This window comes from Methylobacterium sp. 275MFSha3.1 (assembly GCF_900108435.1).
GTDB lineage: Bacteria > Pseudomonadota > Alphaproteobacteria > Rhizobiales > Beijerinckiaceae > Methylobacterium.
The window spans coordinates 82,786-107,530 of the sequence record NZ_FNWP01000018.1 but is presented as its reverse complement, the minus strand read 5'-3'; the positions used below and the strand labels follow the sequence as shown (position 1 = coordinate 107,530).

Annotated in this window: 23 protein-coding genes; 6 read left to right on the top strand and 17 right to left on the bottom strand. The window is 71.3% G+C overall.

The window, feature by feature from the left end; translation table 11 throughout:
• Window positions 1-174: 174 nt before the first annotated feature.
• On the bottom strand, window positions 175-1,791 hold the full coding sequence (locus BLW78_RS20960) for a glucosamine inositolphosphorylceramide transferase family protein (protein WP_091681849.1): 1,617 nt from the start codon (window positions 1,789-1,791) through the stop codon (window positions 175-177).
• Between the two features lie 343 nt (window positions 1,792-2,134).
• On the opposite strand from BLW78_RS20960, the gene BLW78_RS20955 reads away from it, so the two are divergent.
• On the top strand, window positions 2,135-2,434 hold the full coding sequence (locus BLW78_RS20955) for a hypothetical protein (RefSeq protein WP_020093859.1): 300 nt from the start codon (window positions 2,135-2,137) through the stop codon (window positions 2,432-2,434).
• A 38-nt stretch (window positions 2,435-2,472) separates the two neighbouring features.
• On the opposite strand, the gene BLW78_RS20950 is transcribed toward BLW78_RS20955, so the two are convergent.
• On the bottom strand, window positions 2,473-2,904 hold the full coding sequence (locus BLW78_RS20950; RefSeq protein ID WP_331298221.1) for an RT0821/Lpp0805 family surface protein: 432 nt from the start codon (window positions 2,902-2,904) through the stop codon (window positions 2,473-2,475).
• Window positions 2,905-3,065: 161 nt separating this feature from the next.
• Here BLW78_RS20950 and pdxH point away from each other — a divergent pair, with 161 nt between their 5' ends.
• Window positions 3,066-3,689, top strand: coding sequence for a pyridoxamine 5'-phosphate oxidase (pdxH, locus tag BLW78_RS20945; protein WP_020093857.1), 624 nt, complete (start codon window positions 3,066-3,068; stop codon window positions 3,687-3,689).
• A 71-nt stretch (window positions 3,690-3,760) separates the two neighbouring features.
• Here the strand turns inward: pdxH and BLW78_RS20940 are convergent, their stop codons facing one another.
• The 8 genes from BLW78_RS20940 to BLW78_RS20905 all read right to left on the bottom strand — a co-directional run bounded on the left by BLW78_RS20940 (window position 3,761) and on the right by BLW78_RS20905 (window position 12,252).
• Window positions 3,761-4,444, bottom strand: coding sequence for a 50S ribosomal protein L25/general stress protein Ctc (locus BLW78_RS20940; RefSeq protein WP_091681845.1), 684 nt, complete (start codon window positions 4,442-4,444; stop codon window positions 3,761-3,763).
• Window positions 4,445-4,633: 189 nt separating this feature from the next.
• Window positions 4,634-5,521 carry an ABC transporter permease gene (locus tag BLW78_RS20935; protein WP_091681844.1) on the bottom strand — a complete coding sequence of 296 codons (888 nt, stop codon included), beginning with the start codon at window positions 5,519-5,521 and terminating at the stop codon, window positions 4,634-4,636.
• A gap of 2 nt (window positions 5,522-5,523) precedes the next feature.
• A complete protein-coding gene (locus tag BLW78_RS20930; RefSeq protein ID WP_091681842.1) occupies window positions 5,524-6,459 on the bottom strand; it encodes an ABC transporter permease in 936 nt (311 codons plus the stop codon).
• A gap of 184 nt (window positions 6,460-6,643) precedes the next feature.
• Window positions 6,644-7,906, bottom strand: a complete 1,263-nt coding sequence (locus BLW78_RS20925; RefSeq protein WP_091681841.1) for an ABC transporter substrate-binding protein — start codon at window positions 7,904-7,906, stop codon at window positions 6,644-6,646.
• Window positions 7,907-7,917: 11 nt separating this feature from the next.
• The gene (locus tag BLW78_RS20920) at window positions 7,918-8,913 is read right to left on the bottom strand and encodes an ABC transporter ATP-binding protein (protein WP_091681839.1); all 996 of its coding nucleotides are present in this window, start codon (window positions 8,911-8,913) and stop codon (window positions 7,918-7,920) included.
• 48 nt (window positions 8,914-8,961) lie between these two features.
• Window positions 8,962-10,389 (bottom strand): dihydropyrimidinase, encoded by a 1,428-nt coding sequence (gene hydA / locus BLW78_RS20915; RefSeq protein WP_091681837.1) that lies wholly within the window; start codon window positions 10,387-10,389, stop codon window positions 8,962-8,964.
• A gap of 235 nt (window positions 10,390-10,624) precedes the next feature.
• On the bottom strand, window positions 10,625-11,695 hold the full coding sequence (locus BLW78_RS20910; RefSeq protein WP_091681835.1) for a GlxA family transcriptional regulator: 1,071 nt from the start codon (window positions 11,693-11,695) through the stop codon (window positions 10,625-10,627).
• Window positions 11,692-12,252: an isochorismatase family protein gene (locus tag BLW78_RS20905; RefSeq protein ID WP_091681834.1), complete on the bottom strand. Its 561-nt coding sequence runs from the start codon at window positions 12,250-12,252 to the stop codon at window positions 11,692-11,694. The genes BLW78_RS20910 and BLW78_RS20905 overlap by 4 nt, the downstream gene beginning before the upstream one ends.
• A 120-nt stretch (window positions 12,253-12,372) precedes the next feature.
• On the opposite strand from BLW78_RS20905, the gene BLW78_RS20900 reads away from it, so the two are divergent.
• The 3 genes from BLW78_RS20900 (at window position 12,373) to BLW78_RS20890 (ending at window position 14,701) form a co-directional block, all read left to right on the top strand.
• Window positions 12,373-13,086, top strand: a complete 714-nt coding sequence (locus BLW78_RS20900) for an SIR2 family NAD-dependent protein deacylase (protein ID WP_091681832.1) — start codon at window positions 12,373-12,375, stop codon at window positions 13,084-13,086.
• Between the two features lie 282 nt (window positions 13,087-13,368).
• A complete protein-coding gene (locus BLW78_RS20895) occupies window positions 13,369-13,593 on the top strand; it encodes a hypothetical protein (protein WP_012320868.1) in 225 nt (74 codons plus the stop codon).
• Window positions 13,594-13,906: 313 nt separating this feature from the next.
• Window positions 13,907-14,701 carry a DUF1194 domain-containing protein gene (locus BLW78_RS20890; RefSeq protein WP_091681903.1) on the top strand — a complete coding sequence of 265 codons (795 nt, stop codon included), beginning with the start codon at window positions 13,907-13,909 and terminating at the stop codon, window positions 14,699-14,701.
• A gap of 238 nt (window positions 14,702-14,939) precedes the next feature.
• On the opposite strand, the gene BLW78_RS20885 is transcribed toward BLW78_RS20890, so the two are convergent.
• The 7 genes from BLW78_RS20885 to ispG all read right to left on the bottom strand — a co-directional run bounded on the left by BLW78_RS20885 (window position 14,940) and on the right by ispG (window position 23,036).
• Complete coding sequence (locus BLW78_RS20885; RefSeq protein WP_091681831.1) at window positions 14,940-15,323, bottom strand: hypothetical protein; 384 nt, start codon at window positions 15,321-15,323, stop codon at window positions 14,940-14,942.
• A gap of 74 nt (window positions 15,324-15,397) precedes the next feature.
• On the bottom strand, window positions 15,398-17,728 hold the full coding sequence (locus BLW78_RS20880; RefSeq protein WP_091681829.1) for a xanthine dehydrogenase family protein molybdopterin-binding subunit: 2,331 nt from the start codon (window positions 17,726-17,728) through the stop codon (window positions 15,398-15,400).
• Entirely contained in the window at window positions 17,725-18,204 is a 480-nt protein-coding gene (locus BLW78_RS20875; RefSeq protein ID WP_020093844.1) for a (2Fe-2S)-binding protein, read from the bottom strand. The genes BLW78_RS20880 and BLW78_RS20875 overlap by 4 nt, the downstream gene beginning before the upstream one ends.
• Window positions 18,205-18,666: 462 nt before the next feature.
• Entirely contained in the window at window positions 18,667-19,071 is a 405-nt protein-coding gene (locus BLW78_RS20870; RefSeq protein ID WP_091681827.1) for a type II toxin-antitoxin system VapC family toxin, read from the bottom strand.
• Window positions 19,071-19,316, bottom strand: coding sequence for a type II toxin-antitoxin system VapB family antitoxin (locus BLW78_RS20865; protein WP_091681826.1), 246 nt, complete (start codon window positions 19,314-19,316; stop codon window positions 19,071-19,073). Before BLW78_RS20865 ends, BLW78_RS20870 begins: the two co-directional genes overlap by 1 nt.
• Window positions 19,317-19,379: 63 nt before the next feature.
• Entirely contained in the window at window positions 19,380-21,398 is a 2,019-nt protein-coding gene (locus BLW78_RS20860; protein WP_091681824.1) for a potassium transporter Kup, read from the bottom strand.
• A gap of 312 nt (window positions 21,399-21,710) precedes the next feature.
• Window positions 21,711-23,036, bottom strand: coding sequence for a flavodoxin-dependent (E)-4-hydroxy-3-methylbut-2-enyl-diphosphate synthase (ispG, locus tag BLW78_RS20855; RefSeq protein ID WP_026605032.1), 1,326 nt, complete (start codon window positions 23,034-23,036; stop codon window positions 21,711-21,713).
• A 384-nt stretch (window positions 23,037-23,420) separates the two neighbouring features.
• On the opposite strand from ispG, the gene BLW78_RS20850 reads away from it, so the two are divergent.
• Complete coding sequence (locus tag BLW78_RS20850) at window positions 23,421-24,548, top strand: patatin-like phospholipase family protein (RefSeq protein WP_091681822.1); 1,128 nt, start codon at window positions 23,421-23,423, stop codon at window positions 24,546-24,548.
• The last annotated feature ends 197 nt before the right edge of the window (window positions 24,549-24,745 follow it).

Below are 24,745 nucleotides of genomic sequence, written 5' to 3'. Positions count from 1 at the left end.
CGGCGGTTCTGCTGGATCGGCGCAGGTGGAGCCCCCGCTTAGCGCGCACGGGGCCGGGATGCGAGCCGTAAGCGGGTGCCGTTCGGCACCGACGGGCCCGCGCGGGGCGGTTCGGCCGCGGCTCGGCCCGAGAGGCGCGCTCAGCCCAGAGACGCGCTCAGCCCAGAGACGCGCTCAGCCCAAGAGGCGGGGGCGCGCCCGGTGCGATCCGTCGATGAACTCGAAGCCGCCGGCGGCGCTCAGCATGTGCAGGCGCGTGCCCGGCCAGGCCGCGCCCGGGCACAGGCGCGTCTCGACCCGCTGCGCGTAGGCCTCCTCGTCGAGGCGCAGGATCCGGGCGAGGCCGAGCGCCGCGCCGTAGCCCTGGCGGCAATCCTGGACGGGCCGGATCAGGCCGCCGTCGCGCGCCACGATCGGGCCCGCGGCCCGGGCGGAGCCGATATCGATCAGCACCGGGTTGTGCCGGTGCGGGGTCCAGGGCCCGCGGAAATGCGGCGCGTGCCAGAGATGGAGCGTGTCGGAGTAGCTGCCGCCGCCGGCCCGGACCGTGGCGAACATCCACCAGCGGCCGCCGTGCTGCAGCAGGGTCGCGTCCCCGGCCACGACCCCGTCGAGGAGAACCGCCTCGTGGACCCACCCGCGCGGGAAGTCGGTGGCCCGGTAGAGGTCGATCGTCCCGGAGGCGTGGGATTCCGGGATCATCCAGACCTGCCCGTCCGCCTCGAACACGAACGGGTAGGAGAGGTGGGTCTCGAGCTCGAGCACCGGCTCCGGGCGGCCGCGGGGGCCGTTCGCCCCGAAATCCACCGCGGCGATCACGCCCTTGCCGCGGCGGTAGTCGAATTCCTCCACGAACAGGGTCACGGCGCCGTCCCGGGCGATCGCGAAGGGGTCGGCGTAGAAGCGGCGCCCGTCGTCGGGAAGGACCTGCCAGCCGCCCTCGGGATGCCGGCGCAGGTCGATCAGGTCGGGGCCGACGATCCTCCGCCAGCCCACCCGCCAGTGCGGGCCGTGGAAGCAGAGGGCGTAGAGCCGGCGGGCGATCTGCCGGGCGAGCCCCCCGGCGGCCCGGCGGCGGGCGCCCAGGCCACCGAGGTCGTAGGCGGCCGCCGGCCGCAGGGGTGCTCCGGCGCCGTCGGGGAGCGCCGTCGAGGCGGCGCCGTCCAGGGCGGCGAGGATCAGCGTGATGGTCCGCGCGAGGTAGCCCTCGAAGGCCGCGAGCATCACCGTGTGCGATTCCGTGCCGAGGCGGCCGATCGCCACCGGCGCACCGTCCGGACCGCGCAGGGCCGCCACCGGCGCCCCGTGGGCGAACAGGGCGGCGAGGAGGCCGGCCTCGCCCGGCATCCCATCATAATCGAGCCGCCAGGCGGGCTCCGCGCCCGGATCCGCGGGGCTGTCCGAGAGGTCGAGGACGAGGTCGGCAGCGCTCCCGCCGGGCTCCGCCCCGTCGGGGCCCGCCTCGTAGGGGGCGAGGGCCACCGGCTCCGCCGCGGTCGCCAGACCCGGCCGCGGCAGGCCGTGGATGGCGGCCTCCAGGCGGAACAGGAGCTCCGCGTTCGGCGGCAGGCCCTCCGCGTGCTCGACCCAGGCGACGCGGATCCGATGGTCGGGCCGCTGCCCGAGCTGGTCGAGGAGCCGGATGTGCCAGCCGCGCAGGGACCGGCGGTCGAGCCGCACGACGATGGTCCGGGTGCGGGCGCGCGTCCCGGAAGACGACGGCTCCGTCCGGGCGGGAGCCCGGCCACCGGTTGCCGACGGCCGGTCCGCGCCTCCGATCACCCGCTCCATCAGCCGGTCAGCCCCGCGCCCCGCGTGCCGGATTTCGTATCGACGCTCACGGCGGCCAGACCCAAGATGCGCCCGGCCTCGACCCTCGATACGGTCGAGCCGGGCTCGAATGCTGTTACGCCGCGCCACGATCAAGCACGGCCGCGTGACTGTCTACAGGTTCAAGCTTAACGTGCGGGACGATTTCTGGAGGATGAACCGAAAAAATCGAAACGCCGTCCATCAAATAAACGCGTGTTGGCGGGTCGTGATACAGTGTCGCGAGGCGGTGGCAGTTCGCCGTGGGGAACCCCACCTCCAGCTGGACCGTTCGCCAGTCAAGGACGTGGTGCGGAGACAGGACATGACGCGCAAGACGCTGACGATGCCCCTCGCGGCGATGCTCCTCGCCGCCATTCCCGGAACGGCCTTCGCCTGGGGCGGCGGTGGCGGTGGCGGCGGCGACAGCGGGAGCGGCCTCTCGCCCTACGCGGCGCTGAGCGGCAACGATCGCTCGGCGGGGGTCAACAACGGCAATTACCGCGACCCGGCCCTCGACCCCTATATCCGGACCTACGATCCGGAGGCCGCGGCCCGCTACGCGGCGCCGCCGGCCGCGCAGCCGCGCCTGCGCGTGCGGCCGTACTACGGCTACCCTTACTGAGGCGATCCGCGGAGGCCGTCGCGCGACGGCCTCGTCGTTCAGGAGCGTCCGAGGCCGCTCGCGGCCCGGACGCGCTTGAGCGTCCACGGTCCGCCCGAGAGCTTGCAGCCGGTGCCGCGGACGAAGCGGCTGCGGGTCGGCGCGATCACCGATGCCAGGAAGTTGCGGCAGATCAGCTCGTCCGAGACGTACGGGAGCCCGGTCGGGTTGACCGACCCGTGAAGCCCGGTCTCCGGGTTGTCCCACTTGACCGGCCGCCCGTTGCCCTGTGGATCCAGGGCGACGCCGAGGGCGGCCCGCGCCCGGCGCCAATCCTCCTCGGCGAGGTCGTCCCCGAAGCTCACGGGCCGCTTCTCGATGCTGCCGGTGACGGTCGGCTCCTCGACGACGCGCGGCGGCGCCGCCGGCGGATCGCCCCGGAAGACCAGCAGGGGCTGGCTGCAGCCGCACAGGGCCATCGCCATCGCCATCGACACCACCGACACGGACGCGCAGATGCGCGACCGCCGGCTTGGCCCTTTACACGCGCATCCCCGCATTACACCTGACTCACGACGGGCTATTCGCTCGACCGAACATGCCGATGTCGGTGCCCCCTCAGGCCCTGGACGCGGCTGGCAGGAGTCTTGGCGTGGATCAGTTAAGGACCGATGACCCGAAGAGCGCGGACTTCACGCTGAGCGAGGACCCCGTCGGGCTGTTCGCGGCCTGGATGAAGGAGGCCGAGGCCTCCGAGCCCGAGGACGCGAACGCGATGGCGCTCGCCACCGCCGGATCGGACGGGCTGCCGGACGTGCGAATGGTCCTGCTGAAGGACTTCGACGCCCGAGGCTTCGTCTTCTACACCAACACGCAGTCCACCAAGGGGGAGGAGCTGGCGCAGAACCCCCAGGCGGCCCTGGTGCTGCACTGGAAGAGCCTGCGCCGGCAGGTGCGGGCCCGCGGGCCGATCACGCCGGTCACGGCCGCGGAGGCCGACGCGTATTTCCAGAGCCGCCGCCGCGAGAGCCGGCTCGGGGCGATCGCCAGCCAGCAATCCCGCCCGCTGGCCGACCGCGCCACGCTGATGAACGCCGTGGCGGAGCTGTCCGAGCGCTACGGCGACGGGCCGATCCCCCGGCCGGAGCACTGGACCGGATTCCGGATCGCGCCGGTGAGCGTCGAGTTCTGGCAGAACGGCGATTTCCGCCTGCACGACCGGGTCCGCTTCACCCGGACGGGCGCTGGCTGGAGCCGGGCGCGGCTCTATCCCTGACATCAAGCCGAAACGCAGAGAGCCCCGGCAGGGCCGGGGCTCTCGCGTCGCGTGACGGGTGGCGCTGAGGCTCAGGCCTCCTCGCCGTCCTTCTTCTCGTCCTCGGCGGACTCCTCGGCCTTCTCCTCGGCGGCCTCGGCCGACTGCGCCTCGGCGATGGCGGCCTCCTCGGCCTCCACCTCGGCACCCAGCACGGTCGGCGGCACGATGTTGGCCACCGGGTCGGTCTGCTCGCCGGTGTAGGTGCCGGCCGGGATCTTGATGTCGGAGACGTGGATGACGTCGCCGATCGCGCGGCCGGTCAGGTCGACCTCGATCGCGTCCGGGATCTGGTCGGGGGCGACGTCGAGGCTCAGCGTGTGGGCCACGATGTTGAGGGTGCCGCCGAGCTTCTTGATGCCGGGGGCCGCGTCCTCGTTGACGAAGTGCACCGGCACCTCGACCGTGACGGTCTGGCCCGAGACGACGCGCAGGAAGTCGACGTGCAGCGGCACGCCGGTCACTGGGTCGAGCTGGAAGTCGCGCGGGATCGCGCGGACCTTCTTGCCGCCGGCGTTGATCTCGAACAGCGTGGTCTTGAAGCCGCCGGCGTAGATCAGGGTGCGGGTGCGGATGAGGTCGACCGCGATGGATTGCGGCGGCTGGCCACCCCCGTAGATGACGGCGGGAATCTGGCCCTGGCGACGAACGGCCCGGGCGGCCCCCTTGCCGACCCGGTCGCGTGCCACGGCCTCAAGCGTCTTCACAGCGCTCATGGCGTGATCCTTTACGATTGCTGGAGCCGGAAAACGAAAAGGCCGCCCCTGGCGGACGGCCACATCCTTCCCGGCGCGCCCCTGCCTCCAAGGGTGTCTCGGGGGCGCGCCGTGCGCATACACGGGCGGGGGCGGATTGGCAATGCGGCGGCGCCGCCGACCCGCGGCGGCCCGGCCGTCCGGCATCGATCACAGGCCCGCCAGTGCCCGCCGCGCCCGGCGCTTCTGCAGCCACAGGGTCAGGCCGAGCGCGGTCCCGATCACCAGCGCCGAGACGGCCGTGGTGACCGTGCCGAGGGCGTAGATCTCCGGCGTCGTCACCGTGGTGGTCAGGCCCTGCAACTCCAGCGGCAGGGTGTTGCGGCCGCCGATCGCCTGGCTGGTGCGGGCGAGCTCGTCGAACGACAGGGTGAAGCCGAACAGCGCGACGCCGACGAGCGCAGGCGCGAGGATCGGCACCACCACGTGCCGGAGCGTCTGCGGGCCGCTGGCGCCCAGGTCGCGGGCGGCCTCCTCGTAGGCCGGGTCGAACCGGTTGAACACCGCGAACATGATCAGCAGGCCGAAGGGCAGGGTCCAGGTGAGATGCGCGCCCAGCGCCGAGCTGTAGAGGCCCATCAGCGTGCCGTGATCCTGCAGGAAACCCCAGCCGGTGGCGGCGGCGAGCGCCTTCACGGCGTCGTCGAGGAGCCGGAACTCTCGGCCGATGCCCAGCGAGACCACGATCGAGGGCACGATCAGGCTCGAGACCGCCAGGGCGAAGACGAGGCCGGCCCCGCGAAACCCCTTCCGGAAGGCGAGGCCCGCGTAGAATGCGATTCCCACGGTGAGCGCCATGACCACGAGGCCGAGGGCCAGCGAGCGCCGCAGCGCCGCCCAGATGTCGATCACGCCGACGCCTTCCCACAGCTTGGCGAACCAGTGGGTCGAGACGCCGTTCATCGGGAAGGTTAGACCGCCGGACGGGCCCTGGAAGCTGAGCGCCAGGATCGTCAGCGTCGGCCCGTAGAGGAACAGCACGTAGAGGGCGAAGACTGCCGCCAGCAGGTAGAAGGCGCGGCCGCGGGGCTGGTCCATCGCTACAGCTCCCGCCGGAGATCGATCATCCGGGTGAGCCCCAGGATCATCAGCAGCACGGCGGCGAGCAGCACCACGGCGTTGGCGGCGGCGGCCGGGAACTGCAGGTAGGACATCTGCACCTGGATCACCTTGCCGACGCTGGCGATCTGCTGGCCGCCCATCACGCCCACGGTGACGAAGTCGCCCATCACCAGGGTCGTCACGAAGATCGTCCCGATGGCGATGCCGGGCTTGGCGAGCGGCAGGATCACGTTCCAGAGGATCTGCGCGCCCGACGCGCCGCCGTCGCGCGCCGCCTCGATCAGCCGCCGGTCGATGCGCGCGAGGCTGTTGAAGATCGGCACGATCATGAACACCGTGTCGAGGTGCACGAAGGCCAGGACCACCGCGAAGTCGGAATAGAGCAGGCCCTCGATCGGCTCGCGGATCAGCCCGAGGGTGCGCAGCGTGTCGTTGACGAGGCCGTTGCGGCCGAGCAGCGGGATCCACGAGATCATGCGGATCACGTTCGAGGTCCAGAACGGGATCGTGCAGAGCAGGAACAGGCCCATCCGCACCGTGCCGGAGCGGACGTGGAAGGCCAGGAAGTACGCGATGGCGAAGCCCAGCGGCAGCGTGATCGCCAGCGTCAGCACGACGAACTTCACCGTCGACAGGTAGGTGCGCACGGTCGTGCAGAGGTCGGCCGACAGGCAGCCGTCGAACACGTCGGCGTAGTTCTGCAGGGTGAGCGCCGGGATGATCTCGTACTCGTTGTATTCCCAGAGCGAGACGATCCCGGTGAGCACCAGCGGCACCACCAGGAAGACCAGGAAGACGAGGGCCAGCGGCGCGGCCTGGAGGTAGGCGAGGGCGCGGCCGCGCGGGCGCGCCGCGACGGCGGGCGCCGCGGTCCGCTCGGCAGTCGCGGCGGCGGGCAGGGCGAGATCGGTCATCGGATTTGCCCGCCGCGCGCCGGCGCAGCCGGTCCCCTTCGCGGACCCCGCGAGGCGCGAAGCGCCCCCTCTCCCGCACGGGAGAGGGGACCCGCGTTCCACCCGGCGGCCGCGTCGCTGCGCCGGATGGGCGTCTCCGAGTGCCCTTGGAGAGAGGAGGGCGGGGAGGCGGCGCGCACCGCCCTCACGCCGCGATGAACTCGTTCCACTTGCGCACCATGTAGGTGTTCTCGTCCATCACGGCGTTCCAGCAGGCGACCGCGCCCATCCGCGCGTCGAAGGAGCCGCCGTCGCGGGTGGCGCCGGCCTTCTCGATCAGGGTGCCGTCGGGGCCGAGGATGTCCTTCTCGGCGGGCTTCCCCTCCATCCAGAAGGCCCACTCGTAGGGCTGCATGTTCGCCTGGGCGGTCTCCAGCACGGCGGAGTAGTAGCCCTGCCGGTTGAGGTACGCCCCGGCCCAGCCGGACAGGAACCAGTTGATGAAGTCGTAGGCCGCGTCGAGCTTCCGGCCGCTCAGCGTCTTGGGGATGCCGAAGCCCGAGGCCCAGGCCCGGTAGCCCTCCTTCAGCGGCTGGTAGGTGCAGGGCACGCCCTGCGCCCGCACCTTGGTGACGGCGGGCGACCACATCGACTGGATCACCGTCTCGCCCGAGGCCATCAGGTTCACGGATTCGTTGAAGTCCTGCCAGAAGGCCCGGAACTGGCCGGCGCGCTTGGCCTCGATCAACACCTTGATGGTGCGGTCGATCTCGGGCTTCGTCATGTTGCCCTTGTCGCCGTAGGTGTAGTCGCCGGTCGCCTCCACCACCATGGCGGCGTCCATGATGCCGATCGACGGGATGTTAAGGATCGAGGCCTTGCCCTTGAAGGCCGGGTTCAGGAGCTCCTTCCAGCTCGTGACAGGCACCTTGATCAGGTCCGGCCGGATGCCCAGCGTGTCGGCGTTGTAGACGGTGGGGATCAGAGAGATCCAACCGGTCTGTTCGCCGGCAAATTTTTTGGAATCGATGCCCTCCAGGTAGAAGACCTTCTTGGGCGCCGTGCCCTGGTCGCCGATCTTCTTGCCCGCGACCTCGCCCTTGGTGAAGACCGAAGAGATCTTGTCGGCGAGCTTGATCCGCTTGGCGTCCATGCCCTGCAGGTTGCCGGAGGGCAGGATCTTCTTGAGGCTGAAATACTCGGTGTCGATCAGGTCGAAGGAGTTCGGCTGGGTGACCGCCCGCTTGGTCACCTCGTCGGTCACCACCGGAATGTATTCGAGGGTGATGCCCAGATCCTCCTTCACCTTCTTGGCGATGTCGGCGGACTGGTTCACCGCGGTGCCGAGATAGCGCAGTGTCACGGGCTCGGCGGCGTGCACCGCCGGGAAGCCGGTCACCGGCGTCGCGGCGAGCGCGGCGGCCCCCTTCAGGAGCGTGCGCCGGCTCGGCTTCTGGGGCAGGTCCATGGTGGTCTCCGTTAGGCGTCGAGGCGGTGGGCGGCTGAAGCGTCCCAGCCGACCGGGATCATGTCGCCGGGGCGGAGCGGGCGGGCCGCGAACTCCGCGTCGCTGAGGATCGCCGTGAGGGCGGCGGGGCTCTCGGGCGCGCGCTCCAGCCCCTCGGCGTCGAGGCCGACATGGACGCTGGTGCCCTGGTACTCGACGGCCACCACCCGGGCCGGCCGCGCGGCGGGGCCGGCCTCGGCGCCGAGCCGCATCCGGTCCGCCCGAACGGCGACGAGCCCCTCCGGCAGCCGGATCACGTTGTGGCCGCCGATGAACCGGGCCACGAAGGCGGTGGCCGGGCGCTCGAACACGGTGCGCGGGTCGGCAGCCTGCTCGATCCGGCCGGCATTCATCACCACCACGAGGTCGGAGAGCGCCATCGCCTCCTCCTGGCTGTGGGTGACGTGGATGAAGGTGAGCCCGAGCTCGGTCTGGATCCGCTTCAGCTCGACCCGCATCCGCACCCGCAGGAACGGGTCGAGGGCGGAGAGCGGCTCGTCGAGGAGCAGCACCTTCGGGCCGGTGACGAGGGCGCGGGCGAGGGCCACGCGCTGCTGCTGGCCGCCCGAGAGCTGGGCCGGCAGGCGCCCGGCGAGGTGGCCCATCTGCACGAGGTCGAGCATGGCCATCGCCTTGGTCCGGCGCTCCGCCTTGCCGATCCCGCGCATCTTGAGGCTGAAGGCGACGTTGTCGCGCGCGTCGAGATGCGGGAACAGCGCGTAGCTCTGGAACATCATGGCGGTGCCGCGCTCGGCCGGGGCGGCGTCGCCCACCGCCTTCGGACCGATCACCACGTCGCCCGCGCTGGCGCGCTCGTGCCCGCCGATCATCCGGAGCGTCGTGGTCTTGCCGCAGCCGGAGGGGCCGAGCAGGCAGCAATAGGCGCCGGACGGCACCTTCAGGTCGATGCGGTCGACCGCAATGGCCGCGCCGTAGCGCTTGGTCAGGCCGATCAGCTCGACGTCCATGCGGTTCTCCCCCGGGAGCTGCAGGCAAGCGGCGGGCCAGCGCGGCCGTCAGGCGTCCCGCCGCTCGGCCGGATCGACGGCCCGGTCGAGCACCCGCCCGCGCCCCGGCTCGGACAGGACCCGGCCGTCCTCGGCGATGACCTGCCCGCCCGCGATGGTCATGACCGGCCAGCCGGTGACGTCGAAGCCTTCCCAGGGCGTGTAGTCGGAGCCGTGGTGCAGGTTCGCCTGGCGGATGGTCTCGCGCCGGTTCGGGTCCCACAGGGTCAGGTCGGCGTCGAAGCCCGGGGCGATCGAGCCCTTGCGCGGGTAGAGCCCGTAGAGCTTCGCGTGGTTCGTGGCGGTGAGCGCGGCAAACTGGTTGAGGCTGATCCGCCCCTTCGAGACCCCCTCCGAGAAGAACACCGGCAGCCGCGTCTCGATGCCGGGAATGCCGTTCGGGATCCAGCGGAAGGAGGTCTTCCCCCGCGGGTTCAGTTTGCCCTGCGGATCGTCGTAGCGGAACGGGCAATGGTCGGACGAGATCACGTCGAAGATCCCGCGGCGGATCCCCGACCACACCGCCTCCTGGCTCTCGACGTCCCGCGTCGGCGGCGAGCAGACGTACTTCGCCCCCGCCATGAGATCCTCCTGGCCGAGACCCTTCATGTCCTCGGCCGTGAGGGTGAGGTATTGCGGGCAGGTCTCGGCCCGGATCTTCAGGCCCCGCCCCTGCGCCCAGGCGATCTGCTCGGTGGCCTCGCGGCCCGAGACGTGGACGATGACGATCGGCAGGTCGATCAGCTCCGCGTGGCTGATCGCCCGGTGGGCCGCCTCCCGCTCGACGATCTCGGGACGCGACAGGGCGTGGCCGTAGGGCCGGGTCTCGCCCGCCCGCTCCAGTCGCTCGCTGAGGTAGCGGATCGCGTCGTAGCCCTCGGCGTGGACCATGACCCGGGCGCCCTGCCGCCGCGCGACGTGGAACACGTCGAGGAGCTGGCGGTCGTTCAGCACGAGGTCGTCGTAGGTCATGAAGACCTTGAACGAGGTGTAGCCGTCGGCCACCAGAGCCGGCAGCTCCTGGCCGAGCACCGCCTCGGTCGGGTCCGAGATGATCATGTGGATCGCCACGTCGACGTGGCACTGGCCCTCGGCGCTGGCCCGGTAGGCGTCGACGGCGCCGCGCAGCGAGGCGCCCCGGGGCTGGAGCGCGAAGGGCATCACGCAGGTGGTGCCGCCGGCCGCCGCCGCCCGGGTGGCGCTGGCGAAGTCGTCGGCCATGACGATGCCGGGGCCGGAATCCTGGGCGATGTGGACGTGGCTGTCGATGCCGCCCGGCAGGACCAGCAGGCCGGAGGCGTCGATCACCCGGGCGGCGTCGGCGATACCCTCGGCCACCGCGACGACCCGCCCGCCGCGCACGCCGATATCGGCCCGGACCGTGTCGCTCGCCGTGACCACCGTGCCGCCCCGGATGGCAAGGTCGAATTCGGGCATGCCGCTCACTCCTCCGCGCCAGCGGGCGCGCCGGGCCGATGCACGGTCCGCGCCGATTCGGGCTGACCGGTTCGGCACGGCAGGAGGTCACAGGCCGATGTTCGGGTCCAGCGGGCCGCGAGCGGCACGGCCTGACGCATGCGGTTCCAGCCGAAGCCTTCGGCCGTCGTCGCTCTCCCGTCATCACGAGCGCAGCGACGTGACCCCGGGGCGCGCGACGCCGGAAAGCGGAGCGCTACCCTGGATTGCTTCGCTCCGCTCGCAAGGACGGGTGTCTCGCGGGGTGCCTCGGTCGGACCGGCGCGGACGCTCCGTCCGCGGGTCCGGCACGCAGGCGCGACGGCGCCGCTGCGTGGAACTGCCGCCAGACGCGGCGCATGTGCCGGGCGGAGCCGAAGCCGGCGCGCTCGGCGACCTGCTCCAGGCCGAGGTCGCTCTGCGCGATCAGCTCCCGGGCCAGCGCGACGCGGGACCGGTTGACCGCGTTTGTCACGGTCATGCCGGCGTGGAGCCGGAACAGTCGCGCGAGGTTGCGCGGGCTCGCGCCCGCGACCCGGCCGAGCAGCGCCGGCGACCAGTCCCGGGCCGGGTCGGCGGCGATCGCGTCCTGGGCCCGGTGGACCGCCGGGTGCAGATGGCTGCGCCCCTCGAGCCAGGGCGAGAGTTGGGGATCGTCGGGCCCGCGCCGCATGTACACGACGAGCGTCCGCGCGACGGCGACCGCCGTAGCCGGGCCCGCCCACTCCGCCACGAGGTGCAGCATCAGGTCGATGCCGGCCGTGACGCCGGCGCTGCTGAACCGGTCGCGGTCCTGCACGAACAGGCGGTTGTCCACGACTCGGGCCTCGGGGGCCGCCGCCCTCAGCCGGTCGCAGCTGGCATGGTGGGTGGTGCAGACGTAGCCGTCGAGGAGCCCGGCCCGCGCCGCGAGAAGCGCGCCCTCGCAGACGGTCGCCACGATGTGGCCCGGCCGGACCGCGACGCGCAGCCACGCGACGATCTCGGCCTCCGCGTCGGCGTCGGGCGCTCCGGCCGGCCCGTCGCCGAGCACCTGCGTGGCGGAGCCCGGCAGGAGCACGACCGTCCCGTCCGCCACCGTCTCCGGCAACGGTCCGGCACCGCCCAGGTCGAGCCCGATCGAGCAGCGGGTGAGCGCCCGCGGTGCCGCGTACGCCACCGCGAAGCCGACCCGGTCCTGGACGGTGCCGGCGATCCGCAGCACCTCCAGCGGGCCGGCGAGGTCGAGCAGCAGCGCGCGCGGCGGCAGGACCACGAGGACCGGGATGTGCCGCGCCGTCCCGCTCACGCGGCGACCGGCAGGTCCGGGCCGGCCAGCGCCTGGTCCACGGTGGCGATCCGGGCGAACCGGTCGGTCAGAACCAGCTCGGTGCGGGCCTTGATCTCGTCCGCGTCGAAGCGGCGGCCGTCCGGGTGGGTCATGGCGAAGGTCAGGGTGGCCTCCGTCACGTAGTCGACCTGCCAGCCGCTGTCGGAGGCGTGGCGGGCCGTGGTCTCGCAGCACTGCTCGGTCCGGATGCCCGACACGATCAGCCGGCGGATGCCGTGCTGGGTCAGCCAGCCGGGCAGGCCGGTCTCGACCAGGGCGCTGTGCCGGCGCTTGTGGAAGGTGGCCGTCGGCGCGATCACGACCGGCTCGAGGGTGCGGACGTGGCCGGACGCGATCGAGAACGGTCCGCTCTCGGCCAGATGGAAGACCTGCAGGACCGGGATCCGCCGCGCGGCGGCGCCGTCGATGAGCGCCTGCAGGCGCGCGGTGAAGGGCGGGACATCGGCGTCGTTCCAGAAGGGCCTGTGCCGGAAGGATTCCTGGACATCGATGACCAGCAGCGCAACATCGGACATTTCGTGTCTCCCGCTCAGTGAAGCGAGCCGCAGCATTCACCGGTGGGACGCAGCGGGAAAGAAACCGCACCGCCAACCAGCGGACATATCCGGCCATTCTCAGGCGAACAGGAGCCGCGCGTGACGGACCATCCCAAGACGATCTTCGTGCTGACCGGGGCCGGCGTCTCGGCCGAGAGCGGGCTCGGCACGTTCCGCGACCGCGGCGGGATCTGGGCGCGGTTCGACCCGATGAAGCTCGCCACCCCGGAGGCCTACGCGGCCGATCCCGACACGGTGCTCGACTTCTACGACCATCGCCGCCGCGGCGTGGTCGCGGCCGAGCCGAACGCCGCGCACTTCGCTCTGGCGCGGGCCGAGGCGCGGATCGCCGACCGGGGCGGGCGGCTGTTCCTGTGCACCCAGAACGTCGACGACCTGCACGAGCGGGCCGGCTCGCGGGCGGTCACCCACATGCACGGCGAGCTGCTCAAGGCGCGCTGCTGCGCCTGCGGCGCGGTCACCCCGTGGCGCGCCGATCTGAGCCGGGCGGACAGCTGCCCCACCTGCAGCACTCCGGGCCGGATGCGGCCGGACGTGGTCTGGTTCGGCGAGATGCCGATGCATCGCGACGCGATCGAGGCTGCGCTGGCCGAGGCCGACCTGTTCGTGGCCGTGGGGACGTCGGGGGCGGTCTACCCGGCCGCCGGCTACGTGCGGCAGGCCCAGGCCCTCGGCATCCCGACCTGCGAGGTCAACCTGGAGCCGTCCGACAACGCCGACGCCTTCGACGCGACCCGCTACGGGCCGGCGAGCGTCGCGCTGCCGCGCTACCTCGACGAGCTCGGCCTCTAGCGGGGCGACCGGCCGACGGCGGGGATTCGGGGCCGGCCGCGGACGGGGCCGACCACGCGGCGTTCGCCTTCGGGCTCGCCAACCTGTTGTGCGAACGGGGTTTCTCGGCCCGTGATCCGCCGGACCGGGCCAGGATCAAAATCTTAAATGACGCGAATCACATCGGCGCGAGCTGTCAAGAACTGGTCGGGCAGTTGCCCACGGGTTACAACAGTCAAGCTCGGGATCGGCGTCGCGGCCTACCCGAGCGTTCGTTGAAGCCACAAGGGGAAGCAACTACCCATGCAGCACTTCACCGTAACCGACCGCGAGCGTGACACCGTCCTGGCGGCACTGCGCTATTACCAGTTCTACCGGATGCAGGGTCATCCGTTCGACCCCCGTCAGGATCACCTGATCGACACCATCGCCGGCCGGGCCGGCGAGGCGTTGGACCTCGCCGAGATCGACGATCTCTGCGCCGGCCTGAACGGCAACCCGCACGCCCTCGCCGCCGCGGCGGCCTGAGGCAGCTTCCGGGGCGGCCGAGGCCGCCCTCGACGACCCCGCGGCCGGCCCAGGGACGGGGCCGGAGGACGGGCAACCTCCGAGATGAGCGGGCCACCGCCGCCGGAGCGAACCTTCCTCACCGGGGCCGGGCTTCGCGCCCGAACCACACCCTGCCGACGCGCATCCGGGCCTGCCCCGCGGCGCGTCGGTCCGACGGGTGGGTCCGCGCGGCGGGCCCCCCGAAAGGCCGGTTTCGCGCGACGCCGAAACGTGGCCTAACGGATGCGCGACGGCCGCACGGCCGCGCCTTCCGGGAGCGCCGAGGTCGATGATGCGGACGGGTTCGCGACGGATCCGCCGCGGCGTCCTGCGGGGCGCCGTCCTGCTGCTCCTCGGGCTCGCGCCTGCCACACCCGAGCCCGTTCAGGCCGCGCCCGAGAGCGTCGCCACCGCGCTGGTCGTCTCCGTGGACGTGTCGCAATCCGTCGACGAGGCGCGCTTCCGGCTGCAGATGGAGGGCATCGCCGAGGCTCTGGAGGATCCGTCGGTCCTCGGCGCGATCACCGGCAATCCGGGCGGGATCCTGTTCGCGATGGTCACCTGGGCGGACCGGGCGACCCTCGCGGTCGGTTGGCGGCGGATCGCCGGCCGGGCCGATGCCGCGGCGGCCGCGGCCCTGGTGCGGGCGACGCCGCGCCAGGCGGGCGAGTTCACCTGCCTCGGCCAGATGTTTCGCACCGTGACCGCCGCCGTGCTCCCGGCGCTCCCGGTCCCGGCCGAGCGCGTGGTGGTCGACGTCTCCGGCGACGGGATCGACAACTGCACCGACGCCGACAGCCTCGCGGAGGCGCACCGGTCACTGCTCGACACCGGCGCGACGGTCAACGGCCTGCCGATCCTGGTGCCGGGCGAGAACGACGTGGTCGGGGCCGGGGCCTACCGGGCGCCCGGCTACGGCCTGCTCCCGACGCCGCTGCCGCAGGAGCGCACGGGCCTGGAGCAGTGGTACCGCGCGCACGTCATCGGCGGCCCGGGGGCGTTCCTGCTGGCGGCCGCCGGCTACGGCGACTTCTCGCGGGCGCTGCGGCGGAAATTCGTGATCGAGATCAGCGCGCTGGGGCAGTGACGGGGCTCTCCCCGGACGTACGTCACGCGGATCGGATCGCCCTCGCGGCCGGCCCTGAGCCAACCGTGACGGGCCGGCGCGGACCTGACGGAGGCTGGGGTATTACGCGCTCCGTCATCATGAGCGAAGCGACCCAGGGCAGCGCGACCTCGGAAGGCTTGGCGTGACCCTGGGTTGCTTCGCTCCGCTCGCAAAGACGGTGGGGCAGAAACGGACAACCGGAAAGCGTATCAGCCCCTCAGGGTGCCTTCTTCAACTGCTGCTCGGCGCGGGTGAGCGCCGCCTCGCACGCCTTCGCGTCGCCTTTCTGATCCGCCGTGCGCGCCTCTTCCAGGGCGACCTTCGCCTGCTGGGCGGCGTCCGCGCCCTGGCCGGCCTGGGCCGACTTCTCCGGCGGCGCCTGCGGCGACTCGTTCGCCCGCTGGCCCTCCGTCCCGGTGACACCCTCGCCGCTGCGCTTGGCGGCGTTACCCTGGCCGCTGGTCGAGGCGGAGATCGACTGGGTCAGCTCGGACTGGACCCGCTTGGAGACGCCCTCGATCCGGTCGCCGCAGGGCGAGGCGAGGGCGGGGGCCGCCGTCAGGATCAGGGTCAGGCAGGCCGTCAGGGCGGGACGCATCATCGGGTCGAGTACTTTCCAAGAGAATGGGGCCGCGGGTTTCCCCACGGCCCCAACGCCTCGCGACGGGTGACGGTTCAGGCGCTCAGCTGATCGCGGATCGGCAATTGCCGGACCCGCCGGCCGGTGGCCGCGAAGATCGCGTTGGCGATGGCCGGCGCCACCGGCGGCACGCCGGGCTCGCCGACGCCACCGAGCGGCCCGTCCCAGCGGCCGGTCGGCACCAAGTGCACGCGGACCGCCTTCGGGGCTGCGTCGATCCGGAGGACCTCGTAGCCGTCGAAGTTGTTCTGGACCGCCCGGCCCTGCTTGAAGGTGATCTCGGAGGTGAGGGCGAGCCCCATCCCCATGACCACGGCGCCCTCCATCTGCGAGCGGATGCGCTCCGGGTTCACCTGCGGGCCGCAATCGACCGCGATGTCGATCGCCTTCACCTGGACCTGGCCCTTGTCGTCGACCTCCACCTCGGCCGCCACCGCCGTGTAGGTGACGAAGCTGTAGTGGCCGGCGATGCCGAGGCCGGTGCCCTTGGGCATCTGGCGACCCCAGCCCGCGCCCTTGGCGGCCGCCTCGATCACGCCGCGCAGGCGGCCGGTCTCGATCGGGTAGCGCTTCGGGTCCTCGCCGTAGTTCCAGACGTCGCCGATCTCGGTCGGGCTGATCTTGCGATCGGGTCCGATGAGCGCGAGCAGGTACTCCTTCGGCTCGCGGCCGGCGGCGTGCGCCAGCTCCGACACGAAAGACTGGATCGCGAAGGCGTGCGGAATGTTCGACACCGAGCGGAACCAGCCGATGCGGGCATGCGCGGCGGCCTCGGGGTTTTCCAGCCGCATGTTCGGGATGTCGAGCGGCGTGTTGACCAGCCCCATCCCGAGCTCGAACGGCAGCTCGTGCTTCGGGTCGGGCGCGAAGATCGAGCCGATCGTCGGCGCCACCGAGCGGTGCAGCCACGCCACCGGCATGCCCTTGTCGTCGAGGCCGGCCTCCAGCCGCTCCACCGAGATCGTGTGGTAGAAGCCGTGGTGGAGGTCGTCCTCGCGTGTCCAGGCCAGCTTCACCGGCGCGCCGTCGACGGCCTGCGAGCAGAGCGCCGCCTCGACCACGTAATCGGGCTTCGACTTGCGCCCGAACCCACCGCCGAGCAGCGTGACGTTCACCTTGACCTTGTCGTCGGGCAGCTTGAGCGCCTTCATCAGGCGGTCGTTGGCGGCCTGCGGACCCTGGACGCAGGCCCAGGCCTCGCAGAACCCGTCCTTCACCCGGGCTACCGCAGCCGGGGGCTCCATGGGGGCCTGGGCGAGGTGCGGCACGAAGTACTCGGCCTGGACCTTGGTCTTGGCCTTGGCCATGGCGCCGTCGACGTCGCCCTGCGTGCGCACGACCTTGCCGGGCTTTCTCGCGGCGGCCTCCAGCTCCTTGCGGAACGCGTCGGTATCGTAGCCGGCGTTCGGGCCATCGTCCCAGGTGATCTTGAGCGCGTCCCGGGCCTTCAGGGCCGCCCAGGTGTTCTTGGCCACCACGGCGACGCCGCCGAGCGGCATGAACTCCGAGGGGATCGGGGTGGCGTCGATCTTGAAGATCTTCACGACGCCCGGGACCTTCTTGGCCTCGCTGTCGTCGAAGGACTTCACCGTGCCGCCGTAGACGGCCGGGCGCGCGACGACCGCGTACAGCATCCCGTCGAGCTTGGTGTCGAGGCCGTAGATCGCCTTGCCGGTGGTGATGTCGAAGTTGTCGATCAGCCCGACCTTGCCGGTGCCGATGTAGCGGAAGTCCTTGGGGTCCTTCAGCTTGACGTCGGTCGGAACCGGCAGCTCGGCGGCGGCCTTGGCGACCGCGCCGTAGCCGAGGGTGCGGCCCGACTTGGCGTGGGTCAGGGTGTGGTTGACGGCCGTCACCTCGGAGACCGGCACGCCCCACTGCTTGGCGGCGGCCTGGATCAGCATCAGCCGCGCGGCGGCGCCGGCGTGGCGGAAGTGCTGGAAGAAGTGGCGGGTCGAGCGCGAGCCGTCGGTGTCCTGGTTGCCGAAGCGGGTCTCGTCGCCCCAGGCCTGGACCACCTTCACCTTCGACCAGTCGGCCTCCAGCTCGTCGGCGACCGTGAAGGCCACCGAGGTGCGGATGCCCTGGCCCATGTCGGAGCGGTGGTTGGTCACGGTGACGGTGCCGTCCAGCGCGATCGCGACGAAGACCTTCGGGTCGTCGCGCCAGCCGTGCGGCATGCCGTCGGCGCCGAACTTCTGCTCCTTCTGCTCCTGGGTCTGGGTCTCGTCGGCCCGGGCCGGGCGCAGCGAGAGGGCCAGAACCAGGGCGCCGGCGCCGCCGAGGATGCCGCGGCGGCTGACGTTGTCGAGGGCCGGCGTGGTGCCGGCGGCGCGCTCAGCTGTGAGCTTGGCGTCGTGGATCACAGGCGCTCTCCCTTGCTGGCGGGCGCCGTCTGGCCGGCGGCCTGATGGATCGCGGCGCGGATGCGCGGGTAGGTGCCGCAGCGGCAGATGTTGCCGCTCATCGTGGTGTCGATGTCGTCGTCGGTGGGCTTCGGCGTGTCCTTGAGGAGGGCGGCCGCCTGCATGATCTGGCCGCACTGGCAGAAGCCGCACTGGGCGACGTTCTGGTCGCGCCACGCCACCTGCACGGGATGGTTGCCGTCCGGCGACAGACCCTCGATAGTCACGACCTCCTGGCCGGCGGCCGCCGAGACCGGGGTGATGCAGGCGCGGGTCGCCGCGCCGCCGAGATGGATGGTGCAGGCCCCGCAGAGCGACACGCCGCAGCCGAACTTGGTGCCGGTGAGCCCGAGCTCGTCCCGCAGGTACCACAGCAGCGGCATGTCGGGGTCGCCGTCGAAGCTGCGCGCAGCCCCGTTCACGGTGAGTTTGATCATCGTTGCGTCCTGTCTGGCGGCGCCGGAGCGGCGATCAGTCGGGTCCGAGCCGGGCCGGGGGCCTCGGCCGGCTTAGCCGGCTCACGTTCCCCGGTGCGGACAGGCCGCGGGGCGAACGCTCAAGCTCAGAATAATAAATATTCTAAGGCACGCGGCGGGGTCGGCGCAACGCGGGGACGCGGCCGGTCATCCCCGAGCCTCTGCGCCCCGGGCATGCCGCGTGCGGCGGCGCACATGGGCGACCATCGATGCGGAGACGCGGGCCAGTCGATTCAGGCCAGCGGCCCGGTCAGCCGCGCGCCGTGGCCGCGGTTGGTTCGAAGCGCGAACGCATCGTTACGCCCCGACATAGCGTGTCGATCCTCAGGCGTTTCGCTCGCGAGGACGGCGTTTCGCGTCCAACTCAGAGCCCCTGGCACTGACCCATTCCGGATGCAACCGAGGCACGTCGGTCGCAGACCGTCACGGCACGGTCTCCAGATCCGTCCTGCGGAACTCGTCGGCCGTGGCCAGGATCGGCGTGCGGTAGAACCGTGCCGCCGCGTAGTGGAGACAATCGCCGAGGTTGAGGCCGTGGCGGCCGGCCCGGTATCGATGCGCGGCCGACAGGGCGAGCGCCGTCGTCTCGCTGGCCGGCGGCAGGTCGCAGATCTCGATGCCCCTGGCCTCGAGAAATTCGAGGACGATCGGCCCGACCGCCTCGACCGTCATGTCGAACTTGTCGGGCCGCGCGAGGGCCAGCACCGTTTCGAGGACGGCAACGGGCGACGTTCTGCTTTGGTGTGCCGAGGCGAGCGCCGTGGAGATCCGCTCGGCCTCGGGCTCGTCGGCGAGCAGGGCCACCATCGCGGACGCATCCACGAACATCAGGCGCTTTCCCACATCGCGTCATACGCGTCCCGCGCGAGAGGCACGCGGGCGGTCTCGCTGAGCGCGACCCCGTGCTTCTGGCGCACCCGTGCGGCGGTCTCCCGCGGGGACTCCTCCCGGTGGCGGCGCTCGATCGCCTCACGCATGGCGATGACGATCGCCTCGGTGATGCCGACTCCCGCCAGGGCGGCGAACCGGCGTGTCAGCGCGTCGGCCTCGGGATTGTTGACGTTGATCGGCATGCGGTCGGCCCTCGGGCATGATGTAGATAAGCCCTTCCGCCGATCTACACCAGCGTGCGGCCCTCAGACCGTCACCTGCGTCCCGACCTCCACCACGCGCCCGGTCGGGATCTGGAAGAAGTCCGTCGCGTCGTTGGCGTTCTTGGCGAGGGTGATGAAGATCCGGTCCTGCCAGAGCGGCATGCCCGAATGCGCCGCCGGCCGGATCGAGCGGCGCGACAGGAAGAACGACGTCGCCATGATGTCGAACTTGAAGCCCTGGCGGCGCAGCAGCACCAGCGTCTTCGGGATGTTCGGCGTCTCCATGTAGCCGAATTTCATCACGACCTTGTAGAAATGCGGGCCCACCGGCTCGAGCCGCACCTTGTCGGCCTCGTTCGAGCGCGGTGTGTCCACCGTCTCGACGGTGAGGATCACGTTCTTCTCGTGCAGCACCTTGTTGTGCTTGAGGTTGTGCAGGAGCGCCGCCGGGGCGATCTCGGGATCGCTCGTCAGGAACACCGCGGTGCCGCGCACGTGGTGGGGCGGGCTCTTCTCCAGCATGCCGACCAGCTCGACCAGCGGCACGTCGGTCTTGCGGGTCTTGTTGAACAGGATCGTCACCCCGCGCACCCAGGTCCACATCAGGATGATGAGGCCGCCCGCGAGCAGCAGCGGCACGTAGCCGCCCTCCACGACCTTGATCAGGTTGGAGAGCAGGAACAGGAACTCGAGGACGATGAAGGGCAGCATCACGGCGGCCGCCGCGACCGGCGACCACTTCCACATGCGCCACATCACTAGGAAGGTCAGCGAGGCGGTGAGCAGCATCGTGCCGGTCACCGCGATGCCGTAGGCCGAGGCCAGCGACGACGAGGTCTTGAACAGCACGGCGAGCAGCACCACGCCGAACATCAGGAGGGCGTTGATCTGCGGCAGGTAGATCTGGCCGGCATGCGACTCGGAGGTGTGTCGGATCTCTAGCCGCGGCAGCAGGCCGAGCTGGATCGCCTGCCGGGACAGCGAGAAGGCGCCGGTGATCACCGCCTGGCTCGCCACCACGGTGGCGATCGTGGCGAGCACCACCATCGGCAGCAGGCCCCAGGCGGGCACGAGCTGGAAGAACGGATCGGCCGTGTCTGGCTTCTCCAGCACCAGGGCCGCCTGCCCGAGATAGTTGAGGGCGAGCGCCGGGAAGACGAGGCAGATCCAGGCCACCTGGATCGGCTTGCGGCCGAAATGGCCGAGATCGGCGAACAGGGCCTCGGCCCCGGTCACCGCCAGGAACACCGCCCCCAGGGCGATCAGCGCGCCGCTGCCGTGGCCGAGCAGGTAGTGCACGGCGTGCCAGGGATTGAGCGCGCGGAACACCTCCGGGTGCAGGGTGATGTGCGGCAGCGCCGCGAGCGCCATGGCGAGGAACCACACGACGGTCACCGGCCCGAAGAAAGCCGCCACCTTCCCGGTCCCGCGGTTCTGCACGAGGAACAGCGCGACGATGATCACCACGGTGATGGGCAGGACGTACTCGTCGAGGGCGGGCGTGACGAGCTTCAGGCCCTCCACCGCCGAGAGGACCGAGATCGCCGGCGTGATCACCGCGTCGCCGTAGAACAGCGAGGCGCCGAGGAGCCCCAGCATGAACACGATGCGCGAGCCGCCGAGCGCCTTCCGGGCCAGCGCCATCAGCGAGAGGATGCCGCCCTCGCCGTTGTTGTCCATGCGCAGCAGGATCGCGACGTACTTGACCGTCACGATCATGAAGAGGGCCCAGAGGATCAGCGACACGGTGCCGATCACCTCCTCGGGCAGCAGGATGCCGTCGGTCCGGGCCGGGACCAGGGCCTCGCGGAACGCGTAGAGCGGGCTGGTGCCGATATCGCCGTAGACGACGCCGACGGAGCCGACCAGCAGCGTCCAGAACCCGGCATGGCCGTGCTGGGTCTCGGCCTTCTCGGGGGCGTCGAGGCTGCCGGCGGTGGCCGGCCCGTGCGTCGGCGCCGGGGCGCCGGTCTCGTCGGCGGCCTGGGCGGCCGCGCGCGCGGCATCGGGGGCTGCGGGCGCGGGCTGGGGGGCTACGCCGGGTGCGAAGGTTTGGCTCATGCGGATGTCGGAAGCTCGGGCGTGGCCGGCGCTTCGCGGTTCGGCTCAGGGGCCAGTCGGGGCCGGGCAGAAAACGCGAAGACTCCGCCGAACCGTGCGGGCCGGCCACCGGGCCGACCGCTCGCGGGATCGTGCGGCCTTGCTATCATGCCCTCGTGCGCCCGGAAACCGTGTGCACCCGCGAAGAACGCGGAGCTGGGTCTCGGCACGGCGGGCCACGCCGCCAACGTTAACCGGACGCGCGGCGCCCCGGAGCGACGGCGGGAGGCGACGCGGTCTCCGTCTCGCGGGACCTGCGCGTCGGCCCGCCCGTCACTCGGCGGCGGTGCGGTTCCCGCCCTGGCCGAATCGGCGCTCGATGTAGTCGATCACGATCGTCTCGAAGTCCTTGGCCAGCGTCGGGCCGCGGAGCGTCATCGCCTTCTTGCCGTCGATGAAGACCGGCGCGGTCGGGGTCTCGCCGGTGCCGGGCAGCGAGATGCCGATATCGGCGTGCTTCGATTCGCCCGGGCCGTTCACGATGCAGCCCATCACGGCCACGTTCAGCCCCTCGACGCCCGGATAGGTCTTCTTCCACTCCGGCATGGAGGTGACGATCCAGTTCTGGATGTCGCGGGCGAGTTCCTGGAACGTGGTCGAGGTCGTGCGGCCGCAGCCCGGGCAGGCCGCCACCATCGGCACGAAGGTGCGGAACCCCATGGTCTGCAGGAGTTCCTGGCTGGCCTTGACCTCGACGGTCCGGTCGCCGCCGGGCTCGGGGGTCAGCGAGTACCGGATCGTGTCGCCGATCCCCTCCTGGAGCAGCACGCCGATGGCGGCCGAGGCGGCCACGAGACCCTTCGATCCCATGCCGGCCTCGGTGAGGCCGAGATGGATGGCGTAGTCCGAGCGGCGCGCCACCTCGCGGTAGACGGCGATCAGGTCCTGCACCGCCGAGACCTTGGCCGAGAGGATGATCTTGTTCTGCGGCAGGCCGAGCTCCACGGCGCGGTCGGCCGAGCTGATCGCCGAGCGGACCATCGCCTCGCGCATCACCGCCCGGGCGTCGATCGGCCGCGGCGCCTTGGCGTTCTCGTCCATCAGGTGGGTGAGCAGCTCGCCGTCCAGCGAGCCCCAGTTGGCGCCGATCCGCACGGTCTTGTTGTGCTTGATCGCCTGCTCGATGATCGCCGAGAACTGCGTGTCCTTCTTGTCCTTGAAGCCGACGTTGCCGGGGTTGATCCGGTACTTGGCCAGCGCCTCGGCGCAGGCCGGGTGGTCGGCGAGCAGCTTGTGGCCGATGTAGTGGAAGTCGCCCACCAGCGGCACGTGGACGCCGATCCGGTCGAGGCGCTCGCGGATCTTCGGCACCGCGGCGGCCGCCTCGTCGCGGTCGACTGTGATGCGCACGAGCTCCGAGCCGACCCGGGCGAGCTGGGCGACCTGCGCCACCGTGGCGTCGATGTCGGCCGTGTCGGTGTTGGTCATCGACTGGACGACGATCGGGGCGCCGCCGCCGACGGTGACCGCGCCCTCGCCCTCACCGACCGTGACGCCGACGGTGCGGTGGCGCGGGGCGGGGCCGGCGATCTCCGGTCCGCCGCCGGCCAGCGGGTTGTCGGCGGGGTTCTCGGAACGGGTGGCTTCCATGACTTCCATCGTGGACTTTCGCGGGCGCGCCTCGCGGGTGCCGGAGCCGTAACGGCTGCCGGGCCGGTCCCGGGGACACGCCTCGCCGGAACTTCGGGGCTGCCGCGGGTTAGCTGCGGACGACCCGGCGCCGCGTCAACCCGGCGCCGCGCGGGGCAGCATCGCGCAGGACAGCATCGCGGCTGTCATGTCGTATCCGGGCGCGGATGTCGAGTTTCCTGCACGTCCTGGAGGCACCCGCCGCCGTCGCCAGCCGGTTTTCGTCGGACGCTGTTGCCGATTCGCTCGGGCCGGGACAGGTGCCGGCGCGGGGCGGGCACCCCGCCGCGATCCCGTCGCACGGTTGATGCTGCATAGCAGCATCCCATCTGTGTGGTGGATCAGGAGGCTGACATGAGCGAGCAATTCGGTGGCGCCGAGCCGCACAACCCCGCCACCGCCGTTCCCGAATCGCCCGTCACCGACGCGATCGAGGCGCAGCCGGCGCAGGTGCCGGGCCCCGCGCTCGCCGGGCCCAAGTTCGAGAAGCCGGTGGCGCTCGCCCTCCAGGGCGGCGGCGCGCACGGCGCCTTCACCTGGGGCGTGCTCGACGCGCTCATCGAGGACGGCCGCCTCGGCTTCGAGGCGGTGACGGGGGCGAGCGCCGGGGCGATGAACGCCGTCGTCCTGGTGGATGGCTGGCTGAAGGGCGGCCCGGACGGGGCCCGCGAGGGTCTGGAGCGGTTCTGGCGCGAAGTCAGCCTCGACGGCGACCTGGGGCCGGCCCAGCGCAACCTCGTGAGCGGCCTGTTCAGCCTGTGGAAAGGCAACCCGGTGGCCGAGTTCTGGGCCAAGATGCTGGCGCCGAGCCCCTACGTGTCGAACCCGCTCAACATCAATCCGCTGCGCAAGGCGCTCGCCGAGCAGGTCGATTTCGACCGCCTCCGCGAGGCCGACACGGCGGGCCTGTTCGTGTCGGCGACCAACGTCTGGACCGGCAAGCTCGCGGTGTTCGAGCGCGAGCGCCTGACCGTCGACCACCTGATGGCCTCGGCCTGCCTGCCCACGGTCTTCCAGGCGGTGGAGATCGACGGCGTGCCCTACTGGGACGGCGGCTATCTCGGCAACCCGCCGCTCTACCCCCTGCACCGCGGCGCCCAGACCCGCGACATCCTGCTCGTGCAGATCAACCCCGTGGAGCGGCGCGAGACCCCGCGCACGGAGGCCGAGATCCGCGACCGGCTCAACGAGATCACGTTCAACGCGAATCTGATGCGCGAATTGCGGGCGATCGACTTCCTCGACGGGCTGATCGAGGAGGGCACCCTCGGCCAGGGCCAGTACCGCCGGGTCCTCGTGCACCGGATCGACGGCACCGACGCCCTCGAGGACTACAACGCCGCCTCCAAGCTCGACGCGCGCTGGACCGTGTTCAAGCGCCTGCGCGACAAGGGCCGCGCCGCCGCGCAGGCCTGGCTCGCCGAGAACTACGAGCGGATCGGCCGGGATTGCACGGTCGACCTTCAGCAGGCGTATCAGTGATGGGCCCTTCGGGTCGCGTACGGATAATTGATCTCAAGACATTTTCCTGTCGAGATCTGTCAAAGATTGTCGGATCTGGCAGATTATCGGCCTGCCGTTCGGTGGAAGGAAATGAGTTTGCGTAGATGGATCTTGGTCTGACTTAGAGTTAATAAAATTTCTCTTCATAAGCGACGATGAAGCGTCTACGGGCAGAG